27 protein-coding genes and 1 pseudogene are annotated in these 26,998 nt (G+C 64.5%); 10 read left to right on the forward strand and 18 right to left on the reverse strand.

The window, feature by feature from the left end; genetic code table 11:
• Position 1 precedes the first annotated feature (1 nt).
• From IC761_RS22140 to IC761_RS22160, 5 genes are all read right to left on the reverse strand, one after another.
• Positions 2-826: an SDR family NAD(P)-dependent oxidoreductase gene (locus IC761_RS22140; protein WP_195798752.1), complete on the reverse strand. Its 825-nt coding sequence runs from the start codon at positions 824-826 to the stop codon at positions 2-4.
• 15 nt (positions 827-841) lie between these two features.
• Positions 842-1,561, reverse strand: a complete 720-nt coding sequence (locus IC761_RS22145; RefSeq protein ID WP_195798753.1) for an RraA family protein — start codon at positions 1,559-1,561, stop codon at positions 842-844.
• Positions 1,562-1,681: 120 nt separating this feature from the next.
• The gene (locus IC761_RS22150) at positions 1,682-2,566 is read right to left on the reverse strand and encodes a CDP-alcohol phosphatidyltransferase family protein (protein WP_195798754.1); all 885 of its coding nucleotides are present in this window, start codon (positions 2,564-2,566) and stop codon (positions 1,682-1,684) included.
• Positions 2,567-2,643: 77 nt separating this feature from the next.
• A complete protein-coding gene (locus tag IC761_RS22155; RefSeq protein WP_195798755.1) occupies positions 2,644-3,342 on the reverse strand; it encodes a phosphatidylserine decarboxylase in 699 nt (232 codons plus the stop codon).
• A gap of 84 nt (positions 3,343-3,426) precedes the next feature.
• A complete protein-coding gene (locus IC761_RS22160) occupies positions 3,427-5,382 on the reverse strand; it encodes an ABCB family ABC transporter ATP-binding protein/permease (RefSeq protein ID WP_195798756.1) in 1,956 nt (651 codons plus the stop codon).
• A gap of 199 nt (positions 5,383-5,581) precedes the next feature.
• Here IC761_RS22160 and IC761_RS22165 point away from each other — a divergent pair, with 199 nt between their 5' ends.
• Positions 5,582-6,187, forward strand: coding sequence for an LOG family protein (locus IC761_RS22165; RefSeq protein WP_195798757.1), 606 nt, complete (start codon positions 5,582-5,584; stop codon positions 6,185-6,187).
• Here IC761_RS22165 and IC761_RS22170 read toward each other — a convergent pair whose 3' ends face one another.
• From IC761_RS22170 to cysS, 5 genes and pseudogenes are all read right to left on the reverse strand, one after another.
• Positions 6,188-6,565: a VOC family protein gene (locus tag IC761_RS22170; protein WP_195798758.1), complete on the reverse strand. Its 378-nt coding sequence runs from the start codon at positions 6,563-6,565 to the stop codon at positions 6,188-6,190.
• A gap of 123 nt (positions 6,566-6,688) precedes the next feature.
• Complete coding sequence (cimA, locus tag IC761_RS22175; RefSeq protein WP_195798759.1) at positions 6,689-8,290, reverse strand: citramalate synthase; 1,602 nt, start codon at positions 8,288-8,290, stop codon at positions 6,689-6,691.
• Entirely contained in the window at positions 8,287-8,778 is a 492-nt protein-coding gene (locus IC761_RS22180) for a GNAT family N-acetyltransferase (protein WP_195798760.1), read from the reverse strand. The genes cimA and IC761_RS22180 overlap by 4 nt, the downstream gene beginning before the upstream one ends.
• 118 nt (positions 8,779-8,896) lie before the next feature.
• On the reverse strand, positions 8,897-9,121 hold the full coding sequence (locus IC761_RS36250; protein WP_438265143.1) for a CysS/YqeB C-terminal domain-containing protein: 225 nt from the start codon (positions 9,119-9,121) through the stop codon (positions 8,897-8,899).
• A gap of 66 nt (positions 9,122-9,187) precedes the next feature.
• A pseudogene (gene cysS, locus IC761_RS22185) lies at positions 9,188-10,522 on the reverse strand (cysteine--tRNA ligase); the annotation flags it as partial.
• 292 nt (positions 10,523-10,814) lie between these two features.
• Between cysS and IC761_RS22190 the strand changes: the two are divergent.
• Together IC761_RS22190 and IC761_RS22195 are read left to right on the forward strand one after the other, a co-directional pair.
• The gene (locus tag IC761_RS22190; RefSeq protein ID WP_195798762.1) at positions 10,815-11,120 is read left to right on the forward strand and encodes a hypothetical protein; all 306 of its coding nucleotides are present in this window, start codon (positions 10,815-10,817) and stop codon (positions 11,118-11,120) included.
• A gap of 129 nt (positions 11,121-11,249) precedes the next feature.
• A complete protein-coding gene (locus IC761_RS22195) occupies positions 11,250-12,431 on the forward strand; it encodes a DUF2865 domain-containing protein (protein ID WP_195798763.1) in 1,182 nt (393 codons plus the stop codon).
• Positions 12,432-12,551: 120 nt separating this feature from the next.
• Here the strand turns inward: IC761_RS22195 and IC761_RS22200 are convergent, their stop codons facing one another.
• From IC761_RS22200 to IC761_RS22210, 3 genes are read right to left on the reverse strand one after another with little or no spacing between them, the layout of a single operon-like run.
• Positions 12,552-14,303: an NAD+ synthase gene (locus tag IC761_RS22200; RefSeq protein ID WP_195798764.1), complete on the reverse strand. Its 1,752-nt coding sequence runs from the start codon at positions 14,301-14,303 to the stop codon at positions 12,552-12,554.
• 19 nt (positions 14,304-14,322) lie between these two features.
• The gene (locus tag IC761_RS22205; RefSeq protein ID WP_027532194.1) at positions 14,323-14,676 is read right to left on the reverse strand and encodes a diacylglycerol kinase; all 354 of its coding nucleotides are present in this window, start codon (positions 14,674-14,676) and stop codon (positions 14,323-14,325) included.
• A gap of 4 nt (positions 14,677-14,680) precedes the next feature.
• Positions 14,681-16,069 (reverse strand): class II 3-deoxy-7-phosphoheptulonate synthase, encoded by a 1,389-nt coding sequence (locus IC761_RS22210; RefSeq protein ID WP_195798765.1) that lies wholly within the window; start codon positions 16,067-16,069, stop codon positions 14,681-14,683.
• 181 nt (positions 16,070-16,250) lie between these two features.
• On the opposite strand from IC761_RS22210, the gene IC761_RS22215 reads away from it, so the two are divergent.
• The gene (locus tag IC761_RS22215; RefSeq protein ID WP_195798766.1) at positions 16,251-17,147 is read left to right on the forward strand and encodes an alpha/beta hydrolase family protein; all 897 of its coding nucleotides are present in this window, start codon (positions 16,251-16,253) and stop codon (positions 17,145-17,147) included.
• Between the two features lie 3 nt (positions 17,148-17,150).
• Here IC761_RS22215 and IC761_RS22220 read toward each other — a convergent pair whose 3' ends face one another.
• Positions 17,151-18,461, reverse strand: coding sequence for a sensor histidine kinase (locus tag IC761_RS22220; RefSeq protein ID WP_195798767.1), 1,311 nt, complete (start codon positions 18,459-18,461; stop codon positions 17,151-17,153).
• A complete protein-coding gene (locus IC761_RS22225; protein ID WP_195798768.1) occupies positions 18,458-19,120 on the reverse strand; it encodes a response regulator transcription factor in 663 nt (220 codons plus the stop codon). Before IC761_RS22225 ends, IC761_RS22220 begins: the two co-directional genes overlap by 4 nt.
• 226 nt (positions 19,121-19,346) lie before the next feature.
• Here IC761_RS22225 and IC761_RS22230 point away from each other — a divergent pair, with 226 nt between their 5' ends.
• From IC761_RS22230 to IC761_RS22240, 3 genes are all read left to right on the forward strand, one after another.
• On the forward strand, positions 19,347-20,096 hold the full coding sequence (locus IC761_RS22230; RefSeq protein WP_195798769.1) for a COG4705 family protein: 750 nt from the start codon (positions 19,347-19,349) through the stop codon (positions 20,094-20,096).
• A 122-nt stretch (positions 20,097-20,218) separates the two neighbouring features.
• Positions 20,219-20,557 (forward strand): hypothetical protein, encoded by a 339-nt coding sequence (locus IC761_RS22235; protein WP_246791573.1) that lies wholly within the window; start codon positions 20,219-20,221, stop codon positions 20,555-20,557.
• A gap of 64 nt (positions 20,558-20,621) precedes the next feature.
• Positions 20,622-21,425, forward strand: a complete 804-nt coding sequence (locus tag IC761_RS22240) for a COG4705 family protein (protein ID WP_195798771.1) — start codon at positions 20,622-20,624, stop codon at positions 21,423-21,425.
• On the opposite strand, the gene IC761_RS22245 is transcribed toward IC761_RS22240, so the two are convergent.
• Positions 21,422-21,715, reverse strand: a complete 294-nt coding sequence (locus IC761_RS22245; RefSeq protein ID WP_246791298.1) for a hypothetical protein — start codon at positions 21,713-21,715, stop codon at positions 21,422-21,424. The two genes, IC761_RS22240 and IC761_RS22245, sit on opposite strands and share 4 nt — an antisense overlap.
• Positions 21,716-21,873: 158 nt before the next feature.
• Entirely contained in the window at positions 21,874-23,358 is a 1,485-nt protein-coding gene (locus IC761_RS22250) for an aldehyde dehydrogenase family protein (RefSeq protein WP_195804738.1), read from the reverse strand.
• Positions 23,359-23,472: 114 nt separating this feature from the next.
• Here IC761_RS22250 and IC761_RS22255 point away from each other — a divergent pair, with 114 nt between their 5' ends.
• Positions 23,473-24,555: a substrate-binding domain-containing protein gene (locus tag IC761_RS22255; protein ID WP_195798772.1), complete on the forward strand. Its 1,083-nt coding sequence runs from the start codon at positions 23,473-23,475 to the stop codon at positions 24,553-24,555.
• A 69-nt stretch (positions 24,556-24,624) separates the two neighbouring features.
• Positions 24,625-24,999 carry a winged helix-turn-helix domain-containing protein gene (locus IC761_RS22260; RefSeq protein ID WP_195798773.1) on the forward strand — a complete coding sequence of 125 codons (375 nt, stop codon included), beginning with the start codon at positions 24,625-24,627 and terminating at the stop codon, positions 24,997-24,999.
• 6 nt (positions 25,000-25,005) lie between these two features.
• On the opposite strand, the gene IC761_RS22265 is transcribed toward IC761_RS22260, so the two are convergent.
• A complete protein-coding gene (locus IC761_RS22265; protein ID WP_195798774.1) occupies positions 25,006-25,383 on the reverse strand; it encodes a hypothetical protein in 378 nt (125 codons plus the stop codon).
• A 181-nt stretch (positions 25,384-25,564) separates the two neighbouring features.
• On the opposite strand from IC761_RS22265, the gene IC761_RS22270 reads away from it, so the two are divergent.
• Positions 25,565-26,974, forward strand: a complete 1,410-nt coding sequence (locus tag IC761_RS22270; RefSeq protein ID WP_195798775.1) for an aldehyde dehydrogenase family protein — start codon at positions 25,565-25,567, stop codon at positions 26,972-26,974.
• Positions 26,975-26,998 lie beyond the last annotated feature (24 nt).

Genomic DNA, 26,998 nt, shown 5'->3' on the forward strand with positions numbered 1-26,998 from the left:
TCTAGGACGACAAACCCGTCAGTTTCTCGCTGAGCGCGCGCAGGCGCTTGCGCGCATTGGCATCATAGGCCTGCGGATTGGCGCGCGCCTCGTTCATGCCGTTGAAGAACAGGCCGCTCTTGCCGGCCACGTCGTCGCCCTCGACCAGATGCAGGATCGCAGCACCACCCTGCTCCACCGTCGAGATCGGCGTGATGCCGCCGGCGCGCACCATGGTGGTGTTCATGTAGGTCGCCGGGTGCAGCGAATTCACAGTGATGCGAGCGTCCATCAGCTCGGCTGCGAGATCGATCGTGAACATGATCTGCGACAGCTTGCTTTGCGCGTAGGCACGCGAGCCGCTGTAGCCTTTGGTGATCATGACGTCGTCGAAGTCGATCGGATGCTGGCCGAGCGATGCGACATTGACGATGCGCGACGGTGCAGCCGCCTTCAGCAGCGGCAGCAGCAGATGGGCGAGCAGGAAACCGGAGAGATAATTCACGGCAAAGCGCAGCTCGTAACCGTCGCGGCTCTCCTGCCGCTGCGGCCCGTCGTTCTGCGAGCCGATGCCGGCATTGCTGACGAAGACGTCGAGGCGTTTGTGATCACGGATCACGGCGGCGGCGAGCTCGCGCGTGCCGGCCACCGACGACAGATCGGCCCGATAGAAGACCGGCGCGGCATGGCCGGCCTTCACGATCGCGTCAATCAGCGTCTTCGCCCGCGCGGCGTCGCGGCCATGGATCAGCACCTGCGCGCCCTCGGCGGCAAGCCGGCTTGCGACATAACGCCCGACACCATCGGTCGAGCCCGTGATCAACACCGTCTTGCCGCGCATGTCCATGGCGTCACTCCCTGCTCAGTGGATCTCCGTCGAGCGCTTCAGCGCCGCCTTGAGCTTCTCCAGCGAGAAGTCGGGGCTGCGGGCGATCTCGAGGATCGGCGTCTCGCGACGGCCGCACAGCTCGGCGGCCTCGGGTAGATTTGCCGCGACGTCGAGCGGGATGATGATGGCGCCGTGCTGGTCGGCGTGGATCAGATCGTCCGACCTCACGGTCATGCCGGCGACGCGAACCTCGCCGCCAAAGCTCTCCGCATGCACCCAGGCATGCGATGGGCCGATCGAGCCGGCCAGCGCCTGGAAGCCCGGTGCCCATTGCGGGATGTCGCGGATCGAGCCGTCGGTGATGACGCCGAGGCAGCCGAGCGCCTTGTGGACGTTGCTCTGCACCTCGCCCCAGAACGCGCCGTAACCGACGTCGGGACCGTCGATGTCCTGGATCACCGAGATACGCGGACCGTGGCCGGTGCCGACATACTCATAATACGCGATGCGGCGCTTCGACTGCTCTTCCGGCGGCAGTGAGGATTTCAGCACCGAGCGGATCGCAACCGTGCGGGCATAGCCGACGATCGGCGGCAGATCGGGGAACGGGCAGACCAGTTGCTTGGTGGTGTAGCCGATCAGCCGGCGCTCGGGCGCCACGATCTCCATGGCGTTGCAGATCGTCGGCGTGTCATAGCGGCCCAGTGCTTCGAGGACGGAAGCGGGCAGCGGCCCGGTCACGGTATCAGTCACGGCGTTCTCTCCCAGATTGGCGGCTGATTGAGGCGATGCCGCCGGCACAGGGCCATATAGCCGAGATCGGGCTTCAACCCAACTCAGGCGCTCTCATGGCAGATATCCGCGTGCGATCGCTCAGTGCAGCCGTCCGGGCCGGTCGTCGTCGTGCGGCGGCTCGGATAAATTTGCCAATGTGGGCGCCGACGGCGGCGGCGAGACTTCGCCGCCTCCCGCTGGCGCTGTGGCCTCCAGCGCGCGCGCCTGGTCGCGATAGGATTTGTAGCCGAGCGGCAGGCAGAGCAGATACAGCGCCGTGCCGATCGACAGCACATGCCAGGGATAGGCAATCAAAAGCGCAATGAAGACAACCATCGCGACGAACGCGGGCAGCACCAGCTCGGGCGACACCCGCATGCGCTTGGTCTTGCCGGAGAACACCGGCAGCCGCGACACCATCAGGAAGGCGACCACCAGCGTATAGGCCGCCGTGACGGCCACCGGCCAGCGGCCAAGATCGAGGAACGCCGCGTAGATCGGCAACATCACGGTGATGGCACCGGCCGGCGCCGGCATGCCTGTGAAGAAATTGGCGGCGAAGGCCGGCTTGTTCGGATCGTCCAGCGTGGCGTTGAAGCGCGCCAGACGCAGGCCGCCGGAGATCGCGAACACCATCGCCGCGATCCAGCCGGCATTGCCGAGCTCGTGCATCTGCCAGAAATACAGCATCAGTCCGGGCGCGACGCCGAAATTGACGAAGTCGGCGAGGCTGTCGAGCTCTGCGCCGAACTTGGACTGGCCCTTGATCATGCGCGCGACGCGGCCGTCGATGCCGTCGAGTGCCGCCGCGAACACGATGGCGTAGACCGCGAGCGTCATCCGTCCCTCGATCGACAGCCGGATCGACGTCAGGCCGGCGCAGATCGCCAGCAGCGTGATGACGTTCGGCACCAGCATCCGCACCGGGATTGGGCGGAACCGGCGGCGGCGGATGTCGGGATCTCTCAGATCAAAGGGCGTCATGGCTCGTCCTTACCTCACAACGAGATATAGCAAGCCGTATTCCCCTCCGCCATCGCGGCGGAACCTCGACTTCATGGTTAACTGGCGCGGTAGGCGCGGTTCGGGTCGTCCGCGACGAGATCGGCCAGGATGGTCTCGCCGGCGATCGCGGTCTGGCCTTCCGAGACCAGCGCCTTGGTGCCGAGCGGGAGATAGACGTCGAGCCGCGAGCCGAAGCGGATCAGGCCGAACCGCTCGCCGGCGCCGACCGCCTGGCCCTCCTTGACGAAGCAGACGATGCGTTTTGCGACGAGGCCCGCGATCTGGATCACGCCGATGCGGCCCTGCGGCGTCGAGATCACCAGCGAGTTGCGCTCATTGTCCTCGCTCGCCTTGTCGAGCTCGGCGTTGATGAACAGGCCGGGCCGGTAGGCGATGCGGTCCACCCTGCCCGCCACCGGGCTGCGGTTCACATGGCAGTTGAACACGCTCATGAACACCGAGATGCGCGGCAGCGGCCGGTCGCCGAGGCCGAGCTCGGCCGGCGGCAGCGCCATGGTGATCATCGAAACCCGGCCGTCGGCCGGCGACACCACGAGCCCGTCGCGCACGGGCGTCACCCGCACGGGGTCGCGGAAGAACAGCGCGCACCACACCGTGATGATGGTGCCGATCCATCCCAAGGGCGACCACAGCCAGAACAGGACGAGGCTTGCCAGCGCAAAGCCGCCGATGAAGGGATAGCCCTCCTTATGGATCGGCGGGATCTGGCGCTGGATCGAATCGAGAATGGACATCGCTATCTGCCGCTCGGGGGTTGATGGCGCGGGTCGTCTCGCGCGGTGGGCTTGTTTAGGCCAGAGTGGGGACCGGAGACAAGGTCACTCGGCCGCCGCCTGCGCCGTGAGAGCGTCCTCGACCGGCGGCGGCTCCCGGTTCGGGGCTTCGTTGCCGTCAGCCATCTGCGCCAGCTTTTCGCGTGCCGCCTCCGCCTCGCGCTGCCTGTTCCACATGCTGGCATAGAGGCCGCCCAGCGCGAGCAGCTTGGCGTGGGTGCCGCGCTCGGCGATGCGGCCCTGGTCCAGCACAATGATCTCGTCGGCGCCGACGATGGTCGAGAGCCGGTGCGCGATCACGAGCGAGGTGCGGTTCTTCGCCACGCGGTCGAGCGCGCCCTGGATCTCGTGCTCGGTGTGGGTGTCGAGCGCCGAGGTCGCCTCGTCCAGCACCAGGATCGGCGGCGCCTTCAGCACGGTGCGCGCGATCGCGACGCGCTGCTTCTCGCCGCCGGACAGCTTCAGCCCGCGCTCGCCGACCTGGGTCTCGTAACCCTTCGGCGCCATGCGGATGAAATGGTCGATCTGCGCCAGTCGCGCCGCCTCTTCGACTTCGGCATCGCTGGCATCCCAACGGCCATAGCGGATGTTGTAGCGGATGGTGTCGTTGAACAGCACCGTATCCTGCGGCACCATGCCAATCGCGGCCCGCAGCGAATCCTGCGTGACATCGCGGATGTCCTGGCCGTCGATCAAAATCTTGCCGCCGGAGACGTCGTAGAGACGAAACAGCAACCGCGAGATGGTCGACTTGCCGGCGCCGGACGGGCCAACGATTGCGACCGTCTTGCCGGCCGGCACCTCGAAGCTGATGCCTTTCAGGATCGGCCGCGCCGGTTCATAGGCGAAGCGCACGTCCTCGAACCGCACGGTGCCTGACGGGATCGCCAGCGGCTTCGCATCGGGCGCGTCCTTGATCTCGGCCTCGCGTCCGATCACGCCAAACATCTTCTCGATGTCGATGATCGCCTGCTTGATCTCGCGATAGACCATGCCCATGAAGTTCAGGGGCTGGTAGAGCTGGATCATCATCGCGTTGACCAGCACGAAATCGCCGACCGTGTTGGTGCCGTTGCGCACACCAATCGCGCACATCAGCATGGTCGCCGTCAGCCCCAGCGTGAAGATCACGGCCTGACCGGTGTTGAGCACGGCGAGCGAGGTATAGGCATGGATGCTCGCCTCCTCGTAGCGCGCGACCGAGCGATCGTAGCGCTGCGCCTCGCGCGTCTCGGCACCGAAATATTTCACCGTCTCGTAGTTGAGCAGCGAGTCGATCGCCTTGGTGTTCGCGTCGGTATCGGAATCGTTCATCTTGCGGCGGATACCGATCCGCCATTCGGTCGCGATGTAGGTGTAGAACATGTAGACCGCGACCGTGATCAGGGTCGCGACCACGTAGCGCCAGTCGAACTGCCAGAGCAGCACGGCGAGCAGCAGCGAGACCTCGACGATGGTCGGGATCAGCTGGAGGATCACCATGCGCACGATGACCTCGATACCCTCGCGGCCGCGCTCGAGCACGCGCGTCAGGCCGCCGGTCTTGCGCTCGAGGTGAAAGCGCAGCGAGAGCTCGTGCATGTGCACGAAGGTGATGGTGGCGAGCTTGCGCACCGCATGCATGGCGACGCGGGCAAAGATGCCGTCGCGCCATTGCGTCAGCACCGCCATCACGATGCGCATCACGCCATAGCTCGCGGTCAGGAGCAGCGGCGATGCGATCACCCAGAGGTGCCAATTGGCGGCCTGCACCGGCGCGGTGTTGGCCCCGGTCAGCGCGTCCGTTGCCCATTTGAAGCTGAACGGCACCGTCAACGTGATCAGCTTGGCGGCGAGCAGCAACACCATCGACCAGACCACGCGCATCTTCAGGTCGACGCGGTCACCGGGCCAGATATAGGGCCACAGATGCGCCAGCGTGCCGATGAGGGTGGCCCGCTCCGGCGGCCCGCCGGCAGACGCGGGCACCTCGGTGCCGTGGGACGAGTGAGGTTGGTTCATCAAGAAGCCTGGAGCCCGCCGGATGCGGGCGTGTTGCGATTAATGATTTTCGCTCGTCATATAGAAGCTTCCGGGGGCGAGCGCACCCCGCCAGATGGCGAATCTCCGATTGTTTGTCGTCATTTACCGGTAGATTTCCGGGAGCTCCGAATCAGCGATTGGGCTTGACGCCCCTTCGCTGCAATGCATCATGGCACCAATGAGCACGATCAAAACCGTCTGTGTCTATTGCGGCTCCGGCCCCGGAACCAATCCCCGTTTCATCGAAGGCGCCAAGGCGTTGGGCAAGGCGCTTGCCGAGAGCAACATCCGCCTGGTCTATGGCGGCGGCTCCGTCGGCATGATGGGCGCGGTCGCGGACGCCGTCCTCGACCATGGCGGCCTTGTGACCGGGATCATTCCCGACTTCCTGCGGACGCGCGAGAATGCGCTGACCCGCGTGCAGGAGATGATCGTCACCCCCGACATGCACGAGCGCAAGCGGCTGATGTTCGAGCGCTCCGACGCCTTCGTGGCGATGCCGGGCGGCGTCGGCACACTGGAAGAGCTGGTCGAGCAATTGACCTGGAAGCAGCTTGGCCGTCACGCCAAGCCGGTGCTGCTCGCCAATATCGACGATTTCTGGGAGCCGCTGTTCACCTTGCTGTCGCACATGCGCCAGACCCAGTTCATCCGCGCCGGCTTTTCGGTCGACATCCTCAAGGCGGATCGCGTCGAGGAGATTTTGCCGAAGCTGAAATCGGCCGCCGCGCAGATCGCCGAGTCGGAAACGAGGCTCGCCCCGGAAGTCGCGCGCAAGCTGTAATCACTCCTGCGGAAACGTCACCGCCTCGATCCGGTTGCCGTCGGGATCGACGACGAACGCCGCGTAGTAACGCACGCGGTCATGCGGGCGCAGGCCCGGCGCGCCGTCGGAGGCGCCGCCGCTCGCAAGCGCTGCCGCGTGGAATGCGTCGACCTCGGCCGTCGTCTTCGTCCGCAGGCAGATGTGCACGCCGCTCTCGGGCGGCACGCGTGGCATGGCCTCGCGCAGATTGATCCAGAATTCCGGATAGGCCTTGCCGAAGCCGACCGTGCTCGGCCGCGTGACCAGGCGCGCGAGCCCGAGGGCGGCGAGTGTGGCTTCATAAAAGCGCGCGGAGCGATCGAGATCGCTGACGCCGACGGAGATGTGGTCGATCATGCCCTTGCCCTCTCCTCCTTGTCATTGCGAGCGCAGCGAAGCAATCCAGGCTGCCACCCTCGGAAAGACTCTGGATTGCCTCGCTGCGCTCGCAATGACGGTGCCTGTAGCACCGCCCGTCCCCTACGCCGGCGGCGCACCCGACTTCACGAGCTTGTAGATCACCGAATCCATCAGCGCCTGGAACGAGGCGTCGATGATGTTCGGGGAGACGCCGACCGTGGTCCAGACATCGCCGTTCTCGTCCTCGCTCTCGATCAAGACGCGCGTGACCGCCTCGCTGCCGCCGTTGAGGATGCGGACGCGGTAGTCGATCAGCTTCAGGCCGTCGATATATTTCTGGTACTTGCCGAGATCCTTGCGTAGCGCGACGTCGAGCGCGTTGACGGGGCCGTTGCCCTCGGCGGCCGAGATCAGGCGTTCGCCGGCGACATCGACCTTCACGACCGCGAGTGCGACGGTGACGCGCTCGCCATGCGAATTGTAGCGCTGCTCGACATTGACGTCGAACTGCTCGACCTCGAAATAGTGCGGCACCTTGCCGAGCGTGCGGCGCGCCAACAGCTCGAACGAGGCGTTGGCGGATTCATAGGCGTAGCCGGCCGCCTCGCGCTCCTTCAATTCCTCGACCAGCCGCGTCAGTTTCGGATCGCTCTTCTCATAGGCGATGCCGGCGCGGTCGAGCTCGGCGATGACGTTGGAGCGCCCGGCTTGGTCCGACACCAGCACCTTGCGGTGATTGCCGACCGTCTCCGGCGTCACGTGCTCATAGGTCTGCGGATCCTTCAGCACGGCCGAAGCATGGATGCCGGTCTTGGTGACGAAGGCGCTCTCGCCGACATAGGCTGCATGCCGGTTCGGCACGCGGTTGAGCATGTCGTCGAGCGTGCGCGAGACCTTTACGAGAGTTGTGAGCTTCTCCGGCGTGACGCTGATCTCGAAGGCGTCGGAAAATTCGGCCTTCAGCTTCAAGGTCGGGATCAGCGAGCAGAGATTGGCGTTGCCACAGCGCTCGCCAAGCCCGTTCAGCGTGCCCTGGATCTGCCGCGCGCCCGCGCGGACCGCGGCCAGCGAGTTCGCCACCGCCTGCTCGGTGTCGTTATGGGCGTGGATGCCGACATGATCGCCGGGAATGTGTTTTGTGACCTCGGTGACGATCGCCTCGACCTCGTGCGGCATGGTGCCGCCATTGGTGTCGCATAGCACCACCCAGCGCGCGCCGGCCTCATAGGCAGCCTTGGCGCAGGCGAGCGCGAAGCTTGCGTCTTCCTTGTAGCCGTCGAAAAAATGCTCGCAATCGAGCATGACCTCGCGGCCGGCGGCTTTCGCGGCCGCAACGCTGTCGCGGATCGAGGCGAGGTTTTCCTCCTGCGTCGTCTCCAGCGCGACACGCACCTGATAGGCGGACGATTTGGCCACGAAGCAGATCGCGTCGGCCTTGGCCTCCAGCAGACCGGCGACGCCGGGATCATTGGACACCGAGCGCCCGGCCCGCCGCGTCATGCCGAAAGCGGTGAAGCGCGCATGATTGAGCTTCGGCCTGGCGCCGAAGAACTCGGTATCGGTCGGATTGGCGCCGGGATAGCCGCCCTCGACATAGTCGATGCCGAGCTCATCGAGCATCGCGGCGATGATCTGCTTGTCGGTCAGCGTGAAATCGACGCCGTTGGTCTGCGCCCCATCGCGCAGCGTGGTGTCGAACAGATAGAGGCGCTCCTTGCTCATTGCGGTGCTCCGAGCGTCTTCTTCATGGTGGTGTTGGCGAGCCATTCGTCGTTGATGGTGACGCTGTTGCGCTGCTGGGCCGTGTAACCGCGCTTGGCAAAAAAGCCCTGCGCCGTGTCGCTGGCATCGACCGTGAGAGCCGCAGCGCCACGGCCGCCCGCGAGTTTTTCCAGCGCGTCGACAAGCAGGGTCGCGACGCCCTGCCGGCTCACGGCCGGATGCACATAGAGCATGCGGATGTGATCCTGGCCGCGCAGCGAGGCAAAGCCGACGGGCGAGCCGTCCAGCGTGGCAATCAACGTCAGGTCGGATGCGAGGCGCTTGCCGAACTCCTCGTCCTCGGCCGCCGCCATCCAGGCTTGCTGCTGCGCCTCGCTGTAGTCGTCGCCGGTGAGCTCGCCGATGCTGGCGGTGAAGATCGCGGCCAGCATCGGAACGTCGGCCGGCAGAAACGGCCGCAGCGCGGGTTTCGGCAAAGTCTGTCCCATCGTCTTCACCACATCCCACAGAGTTTCAACACCACGGCCACGGCGGCTGCAAGCAACAAGATTTTCAGCGCGATTTAACAGAGCCAATTCCTCGGAAAGGGTCTATCGGGCGGCCTCATCAAACAATCTCGCTCTTTGGCTCCCCTGTGTGGGGATCTTTGAAGTCACGGAGGGTTATGCCCATTCCCGCAAGCTCACTCCGAAGGCGGTCGGATTCGCGGAAGTCCTTCCTCGCTCGTGCTTCGTTTCTTAGCTCGATGAGTTCTTTAACTCTCGTATCAATATCCTGTCGATTGCCGAAAATTAATACGATCTTGCCCTTATCGTTGACGTCAACCCTCACGCTGCTGTTTTCTATCTCAGATCTAATTGACTTGATGACTTGAGGCGGAGCTGTGTTCGCGTAGGCAGCCCGCAGAGCTTGAATGCGGCTAGCATTCTTGGATACGGCTTCACCCGATCCTGCGCCGATTCCAGTATTTATCTGACTGAAGTATCCGGGCTTAGCCAAGTTGCGAAAACCCATGAATCGGCAAGAGGCCGCGAACTCTAGTATCTGATCTCCCGTGCCTCGCTTTGCGCGACCATAAAGCTCACGCAAAAAAGTTAGCGCGTTTGATGTATCGAGATCGTCGGCTAGTATTTCAGCGATCGCAGTCGGCTCTGGAAACACCGCGTCGGACCACGTATACCGAGATTGAAGTAGATACGCCCAGTCCTCTAGTTCAGCATTGGCCTGAAAGGCCCGTGCTTCGGTCCAATCGCTTGGCGATCGGTAGTGGGTCATGAGCATCTGCAAGCGCAATACGTCGCCCGGCCACTTCTCAAGTAGATCTCGAATAGTCACGAAGTTGCCGTCGGACTTCGACATCTTCCTTCCTTCGACCTCAACGAAGCCATTGTGCATCCAGAAGTTTGCCATTGTGCCGGTGCCATGCGCGCACCGCGACTGGGCAATTTCATTTTCGTGATGTGGAAAGATGAGATCTAAGCCGCCGCCGTGAATATCGAACACATCACCAAGATAAGCTGCACTCATAGCCGAGCACTCGATATGCCACCCCGGCCGTCCTCTTCCCCACGGACTTTCCCAGCCCGGCTCATCTTCCGATGACTGCTTCCACAGCACAAAGTCCAGCGGACTCTTTTTGTGTGCATCGACAGCGATGCGTGCACCTGGCCGCATCTCATCGAGATTTCTACCTGATAGCGCGCCGTAGTCGGGCATTGATCGGACATCGAATAGAACTTCGCCACCAGCCTCGTATGCATGACCTCGCTCGATCAATTGCTTGATCAAGGTCACCATGTCTGCCTTTCCATCGGAGCGAGGCAGCACGAAATCGGTAGCGCGAGGTTCATACGTCGGTGGTTCGCAGCCCAGCGCTTTGACGTCCGCATGAAATTGCTCTGCCGTCTTCTCTGTAACCCTACGGATCGCCTCGTTCAGAGAGATGCCAGGATAGTCTTTCGCCGCGCGGTTGTTGATCTTGTCATCCACATCGGTGATGTTGCGGACGTACGTAACTCTCGTCTGGCCTTTGCCGTCGTCCCAGACGCCCTTCTTCGCGAAGAAACGTAGCAACCGAAACAGCATGTCGAACACGATTACGGGACGAGCGTTGCCGATATGGGCAAAGTCGTAGACCGTCGGTCCGCAAACATACATGCGAACATCCTCCTGCCTCAGCGGCAAGAAGGTACGCTTTGTTCTCGTCAGCGTATCGTAAAGACGCAATTCCATATGGACACCCGTCGGCTGTTGGCCGGGCGTCCGAGGCTCTCAATGGTTTTGAGAAAAGACGGCTCCAGCCAGCGAATCGCTAGCTCGTAATCTCGCGGCAAATAATGCAGATGGCGAGGAGACCGTTCATGCGGCGACATATGGGCTATGAGGTGCCCCCTCGTCAAGAGAGCCGCGAAAAAGCCGCCTAATGTCCGCAAAGCGCGGCCGCCCTGCCTTGATGGTTCATGATCCTTAACCATTTGAGCCCATTCTGGAACCGGCGGTTCTCCTTTTTGCCCCAGGTGTTTTCATGCGATCCTTGCTCGCGCTCATTTCCTGTGCCTCCATCATCGCGACATCCAGCGCCTTCGCCGAGACCCGCGTCTTCATCATCGCCAACCAGGCGGACGGCTATGGCGTCGACCAGTGCCTGGCCAAGGGCGAGAAATGCGGCGCGCAGGTCGCCCGCACCTACTGCCAGTCGCGGGATTTTGCCCAGGCCTCGGCCTTTCGCCGGGTCGATCCCGACGAAATTACCGGCTCTGTCCCCAAATCCGGCGCAAACTGCTCCCATGGCCATTGCGACGAATATATTGCAATCACCTGCCAGCGCTGAATTCGCTCGGAACTGGCGGACCTTAGGACCCATCTTCGGCCCCTGAAACGACGTGACGATGCCGCAGGAAGCGGCTATTGGAGGGCGCGCTTCGGCCCCCAAATCGCACGTGGCCGTGACCTCGCTAGAATGGCGGATATGCCTGAATTTTTGTCTCTGTCCCGTTCCCGCTCCCTGCTTGCTTGCGCTGTGCTCCTGAGCACGGCCGTGCTTGCCAGCGACGCTGTTGCCCAGGCCGGCCCGCCCGGTGCGCCGCCTCCGCCCGCACAGGGCGGGCTCGGGCCGAACCCGATGTGCTCGCGGCTGGAAGGGCAGCTCGCCGCCCTCGACCGCGGCGGGAGCAGCGACCCCGCGCGCGACGACCAGATCCGCCGCTACCAGGATTCCCAGACCCGTCAGCAGGCCGAGCTCGATCGCGTCACCATGCAGGCCAAGCGCATGGGCTGCGACTCCTCCGGTTTCTTCTCGCTGTTCAACGGCCAGTCGGCGCAATGCGGTCCGGTCAACACCCAGATCCAGCAGATGCGCGCCAATCTGGACCAGATCACCGGCAATCTCGAGCGCTTGCGCGGCGGCGGTCCCGGCGGCGGTAACGATAACCAGCGCCGCTCGGTGCTGGCCGCGCTGGCGCAGAACAATTGCGGTCCGCAATATGCCAACGCGGCGCCGCCGCAGGGCGGTAACTTCCTGAACAATCTGTTCGGCGGCGGCAACAACGCCAACAATCCGCAAGCCGTGCCGCCCTCCGATCTCGGCCCGCAGTCCGGCACCTATCGCACCGTCTGCGTGCGCACCTGCGACGGCGCCTATTTCCCGATCTCGTTCGCGACCGTGCCGGCGCGCTTCCCCGACGACGAGAAGACCTGCAAGGCGTTGTGTCCGGCGGCCGAAGCCGTGCTCTACGCCCACCGCAATCCCGGCGAGGACATGAGCTCGGCGGTCTCGATCAGCGGCCAGCCCTATACGTCGCTGCCGACCGCCTTCAAATTCCGCAGCGAGTTCAATCCGTCCTGCTCCTGCAAGGCGGCCGGCCAGAGCTGGGCCGACGCGCTGAAATCGGCCGACGACAAGGCCGCCGTCGAGCAGCAGGGTGACATCATCGTCACCGAGGAGAGCGCCAAGAAGATGCAGCAGCAGCGGCTCAACAAGGGCGCGCCTGCGACGACGGCCAAGAAAGGCGCGGCGCCGGCTGCCACGACGGCCACCGCGCCGGCTGCAACGCCTCCGGCCGATACGGCCCCCACGGCCACGTCGGAGAACAAGCCGATCCGCTCGGTCGGCCCGACCTTCCTGCCGCAGCAGCAGAAGTGAGGCTGCTCGAAGGCGACTGTAGGGTGGGCAAAAGCGCGTAGCGATGTACCCACCGTTCTCGCCGCGATCGGAAAAGAAGTGGTGGGCACGCTTCGCTTTGCCCACCCTACTCCGATAAACTCACCCCTCGAACGCGTCGATCGAGGCGCGGCTTCCACGCGAGACCAGCGTCTCATCCGGCGCCGGCAGCGGCTTACCCTCATCGCGAAAACGGTTGGTGATGGGATAGCGGCGGTCGCGGCCGAAATTTTTCCGCGTCACCTTCACGCCGGGCGCGGCCTGGCGGCGCTTGTATTCGGCGACATTGAGGAGATGGTCGATGCGGGTAACGGTGTCGCGGTAGAAGCCGGCAGCGATGATCGCCTCGAGCGGCTCCTCGCGTTCGACCAGGCGCTCGAGGATGGCGTCGAGCACGTCGTAAGGCGGCAGTGAATCCTGATCGGTCTGGTTCTCGCGCAGCTCCGCCGTCGGCGGCCGCGCGATGATATCAGGCGGGATCACCTCGCCGGCGGGCCCGAGCGCACCGGCGGGCTTCCACGCATTGCGTAACGCGGCCAGCCGAAACACCTGCGTCTTGTAGATGTCCTTGATCGGATTGAAGCCGCCATTCATGTCGCCATAGAGCGTGGCGTAGCCAACCGACATTTCCGACTTGTTGCCTGTCGTCACCACCATCAGCCCGGTCTTGTTGGAGATCGCCATCAACAGCGTGCCGCGGGTGCGCGCCTGGAGATTTTCCTCGGTGATATCTAGCGGCAAATTCTTGAAAATGCCGGACAGGATGGTCTCGAAGCCGCTCACGGCTTCTGCGATCGGCAGCACCTCGTAGCGGATGCCGAGATGACCGGCGAGCTCGCCGGCGTCTGCAATCGAGTGGGGTGCGGTGTAGCGATAGGGCAGCATCACGCCATGCACCTGGTCGGCGCCGAGCGCATCGACGGCGATCGCTGCGCAGAGCGCGGAATCGATGCCGCCGGAGATGCCGAGCAGCACGCCGGGAAAGCCGTTCTTGGCGACGTAATCGCGCAAGCCGAGCACGCAGGCCGCGTAATCGGCCTTGTCCCCGTCCGGTTGCTCCACGATCGGACCCGAGCAATGCCAGCCGCCGCGACACCGCTGCCAAAGCAGCGTTGTGACGTGCTCCTCGAACGCCGGCAGCTGGGCCGCGACGGTCAAATCGCCGTTGAGCGCGAAAGATGCCCCGTCGAACACCAGCTCGTCCTGGCCGCCGACCTCGTTGAGATAGACCAGCGGCAGCCCGCTTTCGGTGATGCGGGCCACCGCAACGGACAGCCTCAGATCGCCCTTGTCGCGCCCGTAAGGCGAGCCGTTCGGCACCACCAGGATCTCCGCGCCGGTCTCGGCCAGCGTCTCGACGACGTTCTCGTAGTCCTCGGACTCTTCGAGCCAGATGTCCTCGCAGATCGGCACGCCGATCCGCACGCCGCTGATCGTGACCGGTCCGGACGGTACGCCACGGGCGAACAGCCGCTTCTCGTCGAACACGCCGTAATTCGGAAGGTTGGCCTTGAAGCGCAGCGCCGCGATCCGCCCCTGGTCGAGCAGCGCGCAGGCATTAAAGAGCTTGCCTTCCTCGACCCAGGGCGTGCCGATCAGCATGGCGGGGCCGCCGTCAGCCGTTTCGCGCGCGAGCTGTTCGATCGCCGCGCGGCAAGCGGCCTGGAACGCGGGCTTGAGCACCAGGTCCTCCGGCGGATAGCCGGCAATGAACAGCTCGGGAAAGACGACGACGTCGGCGAGATCAGCCCGCGCCTTCTCGCGCGCTGCGCGCGCTTTTGCGGCGTTACCTTCGATATCGCCAACGCTCGGGTTGAGCTGCGCCAGCGTGAGCCTGAATTCGTATTCCGTCATGCGCTCGATCTCGTTGCGCTTAGAGGAACCCCAGCCGCTCGATGATGGCGATGATCCAGAACGCGCCGGCCATCAGCAGCGCAACGCCGACCGCGGCCGAGCCCATGTCCTTGACCCGGCCGATCTGCTTGTCGTGATCCATGGTGAGCCGGTCGGCGAGCTTCTCGATCGCGGTGTTGAGCAGCTCGACCACCAGCACGAACGCAACCGAGCAGACCAGCTCGACCGCACGCGTCGCGCTCGCGGCGACGAACCATGCCACCGGCACCGACAGGATCAGCGCAAAGATCTCCTCGCGGATGGCCTGTTCCGAGCGGAACGCAAAGGCCATTCCGTTGCGGGAATTGATCGTGGCCTTCCAGATGCGCAGCAAGGTCCTACAGCCCCGCTGCGGCCGGCATCGGCCGGGCCTTGCCGGCGCGTTCCTGCTTGAGCAGCTCAGCGACCAGGAAGGCCATGTCGATGGATTGCTCGGCATTGAGGCGGGGATCGCAGACCGTGTGGTAGCGGTCGTTGAGGTCCTCGTCCGTAATGGCCCGGGCGCCGCCGATACATTCGGTGACGTCCTGGCCGGTCATCTCCAGATGCACGCCGCCGGCGTGGGTGCCTTCCGCGGCGTGGATCGTGAAGAACGACTTCACCTCCGACAGCACGCGGTCAAACGGCCGCGTCTTGTAGCCGGTGGTCGAGGTGATGGTGTTGCCGTGCATGGGATCGCACGACCAGACCACCACCCTGCCCTCGCGCTTCACCGCGCGGATCAGCCCCGGCAGGTGGTCGGCGACCTTGTCGGAGCCGAAACGGTTGATCAGCGTCAGCCGGCCCGGCTCGTTGTCGGGGTTGAGCACGTCGATCAGCTTCAGCAGCTCATCCGGCTTGAGCGACGGGCCGCACTTCAGCCCGATCGGATTCTTGATGCCGCGGAAATATTCGACATGGCCGTGATCGAGCTGGCGGGTGCGGTCGCCGATCCAGATCATGTGGCCGGAGGTCGCGTACCAGTCGCCGGTGGTGGAATCGACGCGGGTCATGGCTTGCTCGTAGCCGAGCAGCAGCGCCTCATGGCTGGTGTAGAAATCAGTGGCGCGCAGCTCGGGATGGCTCTCGAGATCAAGGCCGCAGGCGCGCATGAAGTTCAGCGCATCCGAGATGCGGTCGGCCAATTCCTTGTAGCGGCGGGACTGTGGGCTATCCTTGAGGAAGCCGAGCATCCACTGATGCACGCTGCCGAGATTGGCGAAGCCGCCGGTGGCGAACGCTCGGAGCAGGTTCAGCGTCGCGGCCGACTGGCGATAGGCCATCAGCTGGCGCTGCGGATCGGGCACACGCGCTTCCCGGGTGAAGGCGATGTCGTTGACGATATCGCCGCGATAGCTCGGCAGCTCGACGCCACCCACCTTCTCGGTCGGCGACGAGCGCGGCTTTGCGAACTGGCCGGCGATGCGGCCGACCTTCACCACGGGGACCGCGCCGGCATAGGTCAGCACCACCGCCATCTGGAGCAGCACGCGGAAGAAGTCGCGGATGTTGTTGGCGCCATGCTCGGCAAAGCTCTCGGCGCAGTCGCCGCCCTGGAGCAGGAAGGCGTCGCCGGCTGCAACGCGCGCCAGCGCCTTCTTCAGGTTGCGCGCCTCGCCGGCGAACACCAGCGGCGGAAAGGTCGCAAGCTGCGCCTCGACGTCGGCCAGCGCCTTGGCGTCGGGATAATCGGGCACCTGTAGCACCGGCTTGCTGCGCCAGGACTCGGGCGTCCACCGCTCGGACATCGCACTCTCTCCGTGAAGCAAAAAGCACAACCTGATCTGTGGGTTGCGAGGGCCGCCTTATACACAGGCTGGCCGCTTGCCGCCAGTTGTAAATCCATTTCGCACTGCAAACCCTTGCGGGGAAAGCCAAATTCGCATTTGCTTGGAAGCGGCAAGGAAACTGGCAGGACACCGGCTGCCCATGGATGCGGCGCGCGACGACGTTTTCATCGACGAGATTAGCTTCCCGGCGACCGACGGGTATGTGCTGACCGGCACACTGTTCCTGCCGCGCGGCGCCAAGCGGCATGCGGTCCTGATCAATTCGGCGACCGCCGTGCCGCGAAAAATCTATCGCGGCTTTGCCTCCTATCTCGCCCATCGCGGCTGTGCGGTCCTCACGTACGACTATCGCGGCATCGGCGATTCCCGGCAGCCGGCGATGGTCGGTTACAACCAGCCGAAATCGCTGGTCGGCTTCAAGGCCTCGATGTCCGACTGGGCCGCGCTCGACGTCACCGCCGCGGTGCGCTGGATGCGGGAGCGATACAACACCCTGCCCTTCGCCTATGTCGGCCATTCCTTCGGCGGCCAGGCGCTCGGGCTGCTCGACAACAACACCGAAATATCGCGCGCCGTGTTCGTGGCCTCGCAGGCGGCGACCTGGCAGCTGATGACGTCGCCGGAAAAATATCGCGTCTACGCCTTCATGAATTTCGTCGGCGTGCCGCTCGCCCACGCGCTCGGCTACGCGCCGGGCTGGGCCGGCATCGGCGAGGATCTGCCCAAGGGCGTCTTCCTGCAATGGGCCAACTGGGTCTCGAGCCCGCGCTATCTGTTCGATTCAAAGCTGCCGGCGCTCGAGAATTTTGCAAAGTACAAGGGCGAGTTGCGCGCGCTGTGCTTCTCCGACGACCCCTGGGCGACGCGGCCGGCGGTCGAGCTGCTCACAAGCGGTTTCACCGCGATCAAGCCGGAGCTGCTGACCGTGAAGCCGTCCGACGTCGACGCCAAGGCGATCGGCCATTTCGGCTTCTTCCGCCCCGAGCATCGCGACACGCTGTGGCGCGGGGTCGCGGAATGGATCCAGGGGGAATGAGCGTCACGTACCGGCCGCGGGAAATTTGACGACAACGCGCAATCCGGTTCGCCGGGGCTCAATGACGTTCGCCGCTTCAATCGTCCCGCCGAGCCGATCAACGATGCGCTTGACGATCGATAGCCCAAGACCAACACCGTCGCCCTCCGGACGCTGACCGCGGAAGAACGGCTCAAATATCCGGCCGATCTCGTCGGCGGCAACGCCGGGCCCGGTGTCCTCGATCTGGAGGACAGCCGTCGCGCCGTCCTGGTAAATCGCCACATCGATCTTGCCCCCCTCCGGCGTGAACCGAAGCGCATTGTCGATGAGGTTACGGATCATGGCCGTGAACATGACGAACGCGCCGCACACCAGAACGGACTCGGCTCGGTCGAAGCCGAGATCGATGTCGCGGCTGATCGCCTCCTGCAACAGATCGGCGATAACCCCTCTCGCCGCGCGATCAAGCTCCATGACCTCGCCTGGCGCGCGGTCAGGCGGCGTTGCGTCATGCCGAGCCAGCGCCAGCAACTGCTCCAGAAGATGCTTGCTGCGGCGCATGCCCTGCCGAAGCACGGCAAGGCGCTCGCGCGCCGCAGGCGGCAGCTCGACCCGATCGAGATTTTCGGCTTGCAGGCTCAGTGCCGTCAGCGGCGTCCGCAGCTCGTGCGCGGCGTCCGCAATGAACCTGCGCTGCTGCTCCATCATCTCATGCACGCGCCGCAACAGGCCGTTGATCGAGGATACGAACGGATTGAGTTCGCTCGGGAGATCGCGAAGCGGGAGTGCCGTCATGTCATCGGCGGGCCTAGCATCGAGCTCGTCTGCGAGATGCACCATCGGGCGCAGCGATCCCGCGACGACGAAGGCGATCACCAGCATCAGGCAAGGGATCAGCGCCGCAATCGGAAGCACGGTGCGGAACGCCATGTCGCCCGCGATCTCATCCCGAACCCCCGTGCTCTGCGCCACTGCAAAGCGGCTGCCGTCGGACCGCGTGCGCAGCACGACGCGGACCGGCTTGCCCTTTCGCGCCGCATCGCGCATCCCGTCCTGGAGCCGCCACAGCTGGCGCTCCTCGGGCGTGCCCTGCGGTGTCTTCCCCAGCTCAATCAGCCAGACCTCGGCATCCTCATCCACACCATGGAGATCCTGAGCACCGGTGAGACCACCGCTCTGAACCAGGCCGGCGATCTGGATCAGCACCGAGTCCTGAGTCTCGATGGCTTCGTCGAAGGCCCAGCGATGCGCAAAGACGCCTCCCGCGAGGCCGGTCAACAGGACGACCGCCGTCAAGCTGACGAACAGCCGGCCGCGCAACGACCTGATCATGACGGGCGATCCACCATCCACCCCATGCCGCGGACGTTGCGGATCGCCTCGGCACCGAGCTTCCTGCGGATGGTGTGGATCAGGAATTCGACCGCGTTGCTCTCGACCTCCTCGTTCCAGCCATAAAGCTGGCGCTCGAGCTCGCTCCGCGACAGGATGGCGCCGGGCCGGGTGAGCAAAGCCTGGAGAAGAGCATACTCGCGCGCAGTCAGGATGGCCGTTTGACCAGACAGCGAGGCCTCGCGTGTTGCCGGATCGAGACTGAGCTTGCCGTTGCCAAGCAGGGCAGATGCGCCGCTGCCTTCGCGGCGAAGCACGGCACGCATTCGCGCCAGCAGCTCGCGAATCTCGAACGGCTTGACGAGGTAGTCATCAGCGCCGAGATCGAGGCCCTCGATCCTGTCGTCGACGCCGTCTCGCGCGGTGACAATAATGACGGGACATTTGCAGCCATCCGCGCGCAGCCGACGCAAGATGTCACGGCCGTCCGCGTTCGGCAGACCAAGATCGAGCAGCAGCACTTCGTAGGACTCGCTTTCGGCCGCAAGCAGCGCGGTCTCGCCATCCCTGACCCAATCGACGGCATAGGCGGCATCTTTCAGCGCCTGCTCGACGGCGGCGCCGACCATCCTGTCGTCCTCAATCAGCAGAACCCGCAAGACCCGATCCTCAAAACGGCCGAGCCATCCGGCCGTCAAAATCATGCCCATTCCGACTTAGCGCAGAGTTAGGGAGCCCCAGCAGGCCCAAATTGCGGCGAACACCGCCCTCGCCCGAAATTCCTCACCCTAAGCCGCGCCTAAGTCGGCGGCACGATGGTCCTGCATCGCTACGACCTTGGGAGATTTTGGCGTGCCGCAATATTCAGGCCTTGGCGCAACGCGAATGCTGAACAAGGTTCCGGAGGTCACCGCGATCTTCTGGGCCATCAAGATCCTCTCGACCACAGTCGGCGAAACCGGCGCCGATTATCTCGCGGTGCATGTCGGCCTCGGCGCCGGCCGGACGGCGATCTGCATGACCGGACTGCTGATCGCCGCATTGCTCCTGCAACTGAGGCGCCGTGCCTATGTGCCCTGGATCTACTGGCTCACCGTCGTTCTCGTCAGCATCGTCGGGACGCAGCTCACGGATCTCTTGACCGACAAGCTCGAGATCAGCCTCTATGTCAGCACCGCGGCCTTCGCCGGCGCGCTCGCGGCAATTTTCGCAATCTGGTACGGCGTCGAGCGCACGCTGTCGATCCACAGCATCGTCACGACGCGGCGCGAGCTGTTCTACTGGACCGCGATCCTGTTCACCTTCGCGCTCGGCACGGCCGCCGGCGATCTCGCGACCGAAGCGCTCGGTCTCGGCTTTCAGCTCGGCGTCGTCGCCTTCGGCATGCTGATCGTCGCGGTGGCGGCTGCGTACGCCATCGGCGGCAATCCCGTCCTCACCTTCTGGCTCGCCTATATCCTCACCCGTCCGCTTGGCGCCTCGCTTGGCGACCTGCTGTCGCAATCGCGCGACTATGGCGGAATGGGCCTCGGCACGGTCCAGACCAGCATCGTCTTCCTGACCGTGATCGTCGGCCTCGTCGCCTGGGTGACGTTCGAAGGCGATGACGCTCGCCGGACAGATCCGGCGCAATAGCTCCAACCCCGGACTTCAACGCTGCCTGCACGGACGCAGGAGCCCACACGGAGAACCACATGATGAAAACGATATCATCCATCGCGGTCTGCCTGCTGACGACTTTCATCAGCGAGCCGAACATGCATGCGAGCCAGCACATCACCTTCGTGCCCTTGTCGCAGGCCGCGACAGCAAAGCTCGGTGATCTCACGCCGTTCCGCAGCATCGTCGTCGATGTCGCGGCCCTGATCGACAAGGGCGACCTGCCCGGCGCCAAGATCCGGATCAAGGACCTCGAGACCAGATGGGACGAGGCCGAAGCCGGCCTGAAGCCGCGCGCGGCGGCCGACTGGCACACCGTCGACAAGGCGATCGACCGCGCGCTGGAGGCCCTGCGCGCGGGCACGCCGGATGCTGCCAAGTGCAAGCAGGCCGTCACCGATCTGCTCGCTGTCATGGATGGCGTCGCCAAGACCTGACACCTCCGCGCCGTCATCCCGGTCAGCCGCGGACCACCGCGGCTGACTCAGCAATGAGGACATTATGGACGATCGTACGAAGATCAGCGTCATCAGCGACAGCAAGGTCCCGGAGGTCACGCTCGGCTTCTGGATCATCAAGATCGCAGCCACGACTCTCGGCGAGACCGGCGGCGACACCGTCACCATGACCTTGAACTGGGGCTACCTCGCCGGCACCTGCTTGTTCCTGGCGGCGATGATTGTTCTTGTCGCGGCACAAATCCGCGCGCGAAAATTCCATCCGGCGTTGTACTGGGCGACCATCGTGGCATCGACCACCTTCGGCACGACCATGGCCGACTTCGCCGACCGCTCGCTCGGCATCGGCTATACCGGCGGCTCGACGCTGCTGCTCAGCTGTCTCGTGCTGGTACTCTGGCTCTGGTATCGCGCCGAGGGGACGATCTCGGTCGACAGCGTCGGCACGCCGCGGGTCGAGGCGTTCTATTGGGGCGCGATCACCTTTTCGCAGACGCTCGGCACCGCGCTCGGCGACTGGATCGCCGATACCGGCGATATGGGTTATCGCGGCGGCGCGCTGATCTTCGCCGGCGGGCTTGCCGTTATCGGCGCTCTCTATTTCTGGACCCGGGTCTCCCGCGTCACACTGTTCTGGGCGGCCTTCATTCTGACGCGGCCGTTGGGCGCGACCGTCGGCGATTTCCTCGACAAGCCGCTCGACCATGGTGGGCTCGCCTTGAGCCGGCCGCTGGCCTCCGCCGTGATCGCGGCGTTCATGCTGGCCTGCCTGCTGCTGATCCCGCAACGCGCCTGGCAGCACCCGGGCGATCACCAGGCGGCCGAGAAGGCCCGCGAGGTCGCCTAGCGAATGATCGTGGTTAGCGACGAGTAACGCTTGGCCGGCTTGGCGTCGCTGGCAGAGAATTGCGCAAAGGCGTCGCTGATGCGCACGGCCGGCGGCGTGTCGCCGGCGAAGCGGAATTCCTTCGGCTGCGGTGCGTAGAAGCTGGCGCTGTAATAGGCGTCGTCGAAGCGTGCCTCGCCGACCCCGAACAATGAGTCGCAGACGAACAGGAGCGCATAGACTCCCGCGACCGCCACGACGATCTCCTTGAGAACCGACATGTTGATGCCCCACCCTTTTGCGGGAAGCATGCATGTCGGTTCCAAAGCCGAGGTTTAAGGCGCCGCGGGACTTGTCCCCAGAGTTGACCGCTCCTGAACGGAATGCAGACAATCTTATCGATCCGGAAAAGAGAGCCCGCCTGACCGGGCGGATCAGGCGGGCTCCAGGCTTGGCCGCTCGGGAGGTATCAGACGGCCAGATTCATCCACACGGCCTTCGGCTCGGTGAAATTGTCGATCGCGGCGGTGCCGTGCTCGCGGCCGAGACCGGAGTCGCGCTCGCCGCCCCAGGGCAGGCGCACGTCGGTATAGCCATAGGTGTTCATCCAGACCGTGCCGGCCCGCGCGCGCTTGGCGAAGCGCTGGAGCTTGCCGATGTCGCGGCTCCAGACGCCGGCCGCGAGACTGTAGGCCGTGCCGTTAGCGATCCGTAAAGCATCAGCTTCGTCCCTGAACTTGATGACGCTGACGACGGGGCCGAAGATTTCTTCCTGCGAGATCCGCATCTCGTGCTCGACGCCCGCGAACACCGCGGGGCTGATGAAATAGCCGCGATCGCCGACCTTCTCGCCACCGGTGACGAGGGTCGCGCCCTCCTTCCGGCCGATGTCGACATAGTCGAGGATCGACTTCATCTGCTTCTCGGAGATGACGGGACCGAGCGCCGTCTTGCGGTCGAGCGGATCGCCGATCCTGAGCGACTTCGCGCGCGCAGCCAGCCGCTCGACGACTTCGTCATAGGCCTTCTCCTGCACCAGCACGCGCGAGCCGGCGGAGCAGACCTGGCCGGCATTGAAGAAGATGCCGGAGGCGGCAGCCTTGGAAGCGGATTCGAGATCGGCATCGTCGAAGATCACGTTGGCCGACTTGCCGCCGAGCTCCAGCGAGACGCGCTTGAAGTTGCTGGCCGCGCCTTTCATGATTCCGCGGCCGACGCCGGGCGAGCCCGTAAAAGTGACCTTGTCGACATCGGGATGATTGACCAAGGCGTCGCCGACGACGCGGCCGGGTCCGGTGACGACGTTGAAGACGCCCTTCGGCAAGCCGGCCTCAAGCGCGAGCTCGGCGATGCGCAGCGCCGACAGCGAGGTCAATTCGGCCGGCTTCATCACCACGGTGCAACCGCAGGCGAGCGCCGGTGCGAGCTTCCACATGCCGATCATCAGCGGGAAATTCCACGGCACGATGGCGGCGACCACGCCGACCGGCTCGCGCACGGTGTAGGTCAGGGCGTCGTCGCGCACCGGCACGACGTCGCCGCTGATCTTGTCGGCCCAGCCGGCGTAGTAGGTCAGCGTGTCGACGGCGGACGGAAAGTCCTGGCGCAGCGTGGCCGAGATCGGCTTGCCGGCGTCGATCGACTCGATCTCGACGATCTCGTCGGCATGCTGCTTCAACAGCTCCGCCCAGCGCATCAGGATCTGGCCGCGCTCGGAGGCGCGCATCGTGCGCCACGGGCCTTCGAACGCCCGGCGCGCCGCGGCGACCGCATGCTCGACATCGGCCTCGTTGCCTTCGGCGACGGTGGCGATCACCTGGCCGGTTGCCGGATTGAGGGATTTGAAGGTACGGCCCGAGCTCGCGGGCACGCGGCGGCCGTCGATCAGCAGGTCCTGGGGCCGGGCCATGAACTCGGCGGCGGGGGAGCGCGCAAAGTCATATGCAACTGACATCATATTTACTCCGTTTCTGGTATACCAGATTAGGCGTCCTTTGGCGGGAGTAAATATGATATGGTGTTCCGATGGACGCCTTCATATATGAATCGGACTTCATAAGGAAAGCCGATGCTCCAGATCGAGATCGAAGCCGTTTGGCGGTTTCGCCGGGAGGGCAGCCCGCGCACGGCGGTGGTCATGCTCGGGGTCCTCAATGAGATCCGGAAGACCGGAAAGATCTCGAGCGCGGCCACCGACGCCCACCTCTCCTACCGCCACGTCTGGAATCTGATCGAGCAATGGTCGGAATTCTTCGGCACACCGCTGGTCGAGACCCAGCGCGGCAGAGGCACCAAGCTCACCGCCTTCGGCGAGCGGCTGGTGTGGGCCGGCGAGCGCATGCAGGCCCGGCTCGGCCCGCAGCTCGACAACCTCGCGCAGGAACTTGCGAGCGAGATCAAGCCGTTCCTCGAGCAGCGGCCATCCGTGATCCGGGTCCATGCCAGCCACGGCTTTGCGGTCGCAAAGCTGCGCGAATTCCTCGACCGCGAGCCCGGCATCGGCGTCGATCTGCGCTATGTCAGCAACCAGAATTCGCTGGTCTCGCTGGCGCAGGGCGCCTGCGACCTTTCCGGCCTGCATCTGCCACACGGCGCGCTACGCGCGCAGGGCATCAAGACGGCGCGCGAATGGCTCGATGCGCGCGAGGACCGCGTGATCAGCTTCGTGACGCGCGAGATGGGGCTGATGGTCGCGCGCGGCAATCCGCTTGGCATCCGGTCGATCGAAGACCTCACCTCGCCAAAAGTGCGGTTCGTCAACCGCGATCACGATTCCGGCACGCGCCTGCTGTTCGACCAGCTGCTCGCCGCGCAACGCATCGACGAAAGCCGCATCAACGGCGCGCAGCAGATCGAGTTCACCCACGCCGCCGTCGCTGCCTATGTCGCAAGCGGCATGGCGGATGCGAGCTTTGGCGTCGAGGCCGCGGCCAGGCAATTCGGCCTCGATTTCATCCGGATCCTGACCGAGGATTATTTCTTCGTCTGCAAGCGCGCGTTCCTCGACACCGAGCCGATGCAACGTATCCTCGAGATCATGCGCAGCGCCGATTTTCGCAGCGCCGTGGCGAGCCTGCCCGGCTACGTGCCGTCAGACACGGGCGATGTCACCGGCGTGAAGGCGTTTTTGGAGATGCACGCCGTGCGCTGATGTGTTCACCTTGTCCGCAGCGGGCAGGAGTGGCAATCTCTCTCTCGCAACTGGCCAAGAGAGCCGACCATGTCGCGCGCGAGCGCCAAATCGCTTCCCCAATTGAGCCTGCGGATCGACCTCGACGGCGAGGATCGGATCGGGCCCGGCAAGATCGAGCTGTTGGAGCAGATCCGCGAGCACGGCTCGATCTCGGCGGCGGGCCGCGCCATGGACATGTCCTACAAGCGCGCCTGGGATCTCGTCGACGAGATCAACCGCATCTGCGGGCATGTCGCGGTCGAGCCGCAGGCCGGCGGCAAGAACGGCGGCGGCGCCATGCTTTCCCCCTTCGGCGAAGCGCTGGTCGCGCGCTACCGCAAGATCGAGCGCGACGCCGCGCGTGCCGTTCGTAAGGAGCTGGAAGCGCTCAAGAGCGACATCGTCCGTTCCCGCAAGTCCTGAACGCCCTCAATTCGGCCGCACCGTCACTTCGGGCATCGGCTGGGTCAGGGCCTCACCCAACAGGCTCTGTTCGGCCTTCGGGATCGAGAAGCGGACCTTGAAGCCGTCCTCGGTCTCAAGCGTAATGATGCGCTGGGTCGTGTCGATGGATTGCTCCAGCACCCAAGATGCCAGAGGGTAGGCGTAGCGCAGGCTCTGGTCGCCGTAGCGGGCCTTCAGCGCCGCCTCGAGCAGCCCGGGCAGGGTCATGATCAGCGCTCCGACCTGGTTAAGCGAGACGCTGACGGCGGCGGGATTGCCCGCGACGTCCTCGAAGCCCAGCGAGATCGCACCGCCATCGGCCGCCACCTCGCAATTCGTGAGCGACCTTACCTTGATTTCCATCGCCGATCCCGGAACGCACTTCCGCTATATCCATCACGATATATCGATATGTCGCCCAGCGTCCAGCCGCTTTTTCTGGAATTGATCGAGCCGGCCGCCATGGCCGGGCGAGCGGGATCGTGATATACATCTCGATATAACGAGGCCCGAACGGCCCGTTCTTCAAGGGAGCGCAAAGCCAATGAGTGACTACAATCTTCTCATCGACGGCAAGCTGGTGCCCGGCGACCAGACCATGCCGGTTCTCAATCCCGCGACCGAAGAGGTGCTGGCGCAGTGTCCGCGCGCCTCGAAGTCGCAGCTCGACGCGGCCGTTGCCGCGGCGAAGGCCGCCTATCCCGCCTGGGCCGCAACGCCGATGGAAGAGCGCCGCAAGGTCGTGATCGGGATGGCCGACGTGATCGAGGCCAATTCGGGCGACCTCGCCCGCATCCTCACCGCCGAGCAAGGCAAGCCGCTGGCGGATGCCACCGGCGAAGTGCTCGGCATGGCCGCTTTCTTCCGCTATCTCGGCTCGCTCGAATTGCCGATGAAGGTGATCGAGAACTCCGGCGACCGCAAGGTCGAGGCCTATCGCCGCCCGCTCGGCGTCGTCGGCGCCATCATTCCCTGGAACTATCCGCTGCTGATCCTCAGCTTCAAGCTGCCGTCGGCGCTGCTCGCCGGCAACACGCTGGTGGTCAAGCCCGCCCCGACCACGCCGCTCGCCACGCTGCGCTTCGCCGAACTGATCAAGGACGTGGTGCCGAAGGGCGTGCTCAACTTCATCACCGACGCCAACGATCTCGGCGGCGAGATGACCAAGCATCCCGACATCCGCAAGATCTCCTTCACGGGCTCGACGGCCACGGGACAAAAGGTGATGGCGAGCGCGGCGCAAACGCTCAAGCGCATCACGCTCGAGCTCGGTGGCAACGATGCCGGCATCGTGCTCGACGACGTCGACCCGAAGAAGGTCGCGCCCGGCATCTTCGAGGGCGCGTTCCAGAACTCCGGCCAGGTCTGCCTCGCCATCAAGCGGCTCTATGTGCACGAATCCGTCTATGACGAGCTCTGCAACGAGCTGGTCGCGATCGCCAGGAACACGGTGGTGGACGATGGCTCCAAGCAGGGCACCAAGCTCGGGCCGTTGCAGAACAAGATGCAGTACGAGAAGGTCAAGGCGTTCCTCGAGGACGCCCACAAGAACGGCAAGGTGGTTGCCGGCGGTTCCGCGATGGACCGCCCCGGCTATTTCATCGAGCCGACCATCGTGCGCGATATCCAGGAAGGCTCGAAACTGGTCGATGAGGAGCAGTTCGGGCCGGTGCTGCCGCTGATCAAATATTCCGACAAGGATGACGTGATCCGCCGCGCCAACGCCACGACCTACGGCCTCGGCGCCTCGGTGTGGTCATCCGACATCAAGCGCGCCCACGAAGTGGCAACCAAGCTCGAGTCCGGTACGGTCTGGATCAACAAGCATCTCGACATGGCACCGCACATCCCGTTCGGCGGCGCCAAGCAGTCGGGCATCGGCACCGAATTCGCCGAGGAAGGCCTCGCCGAATTCACCCAGCTCCAGATCATCAACGGCCCGCCGGCGGCCTGATCCAAAATCCGGGGTCGCCGCAAA

This window comes from Bradyrhizobium commune, from assembly GCF_015624505.1.
GTDB classification, from domain to species: domain Bacteria; phylum Pseudomonadota; class Alphaproteobacteria; order Rhizobiales; family Xanthobacteraceae; genus Bradyrhizobium; species Bradyrhizobium commune.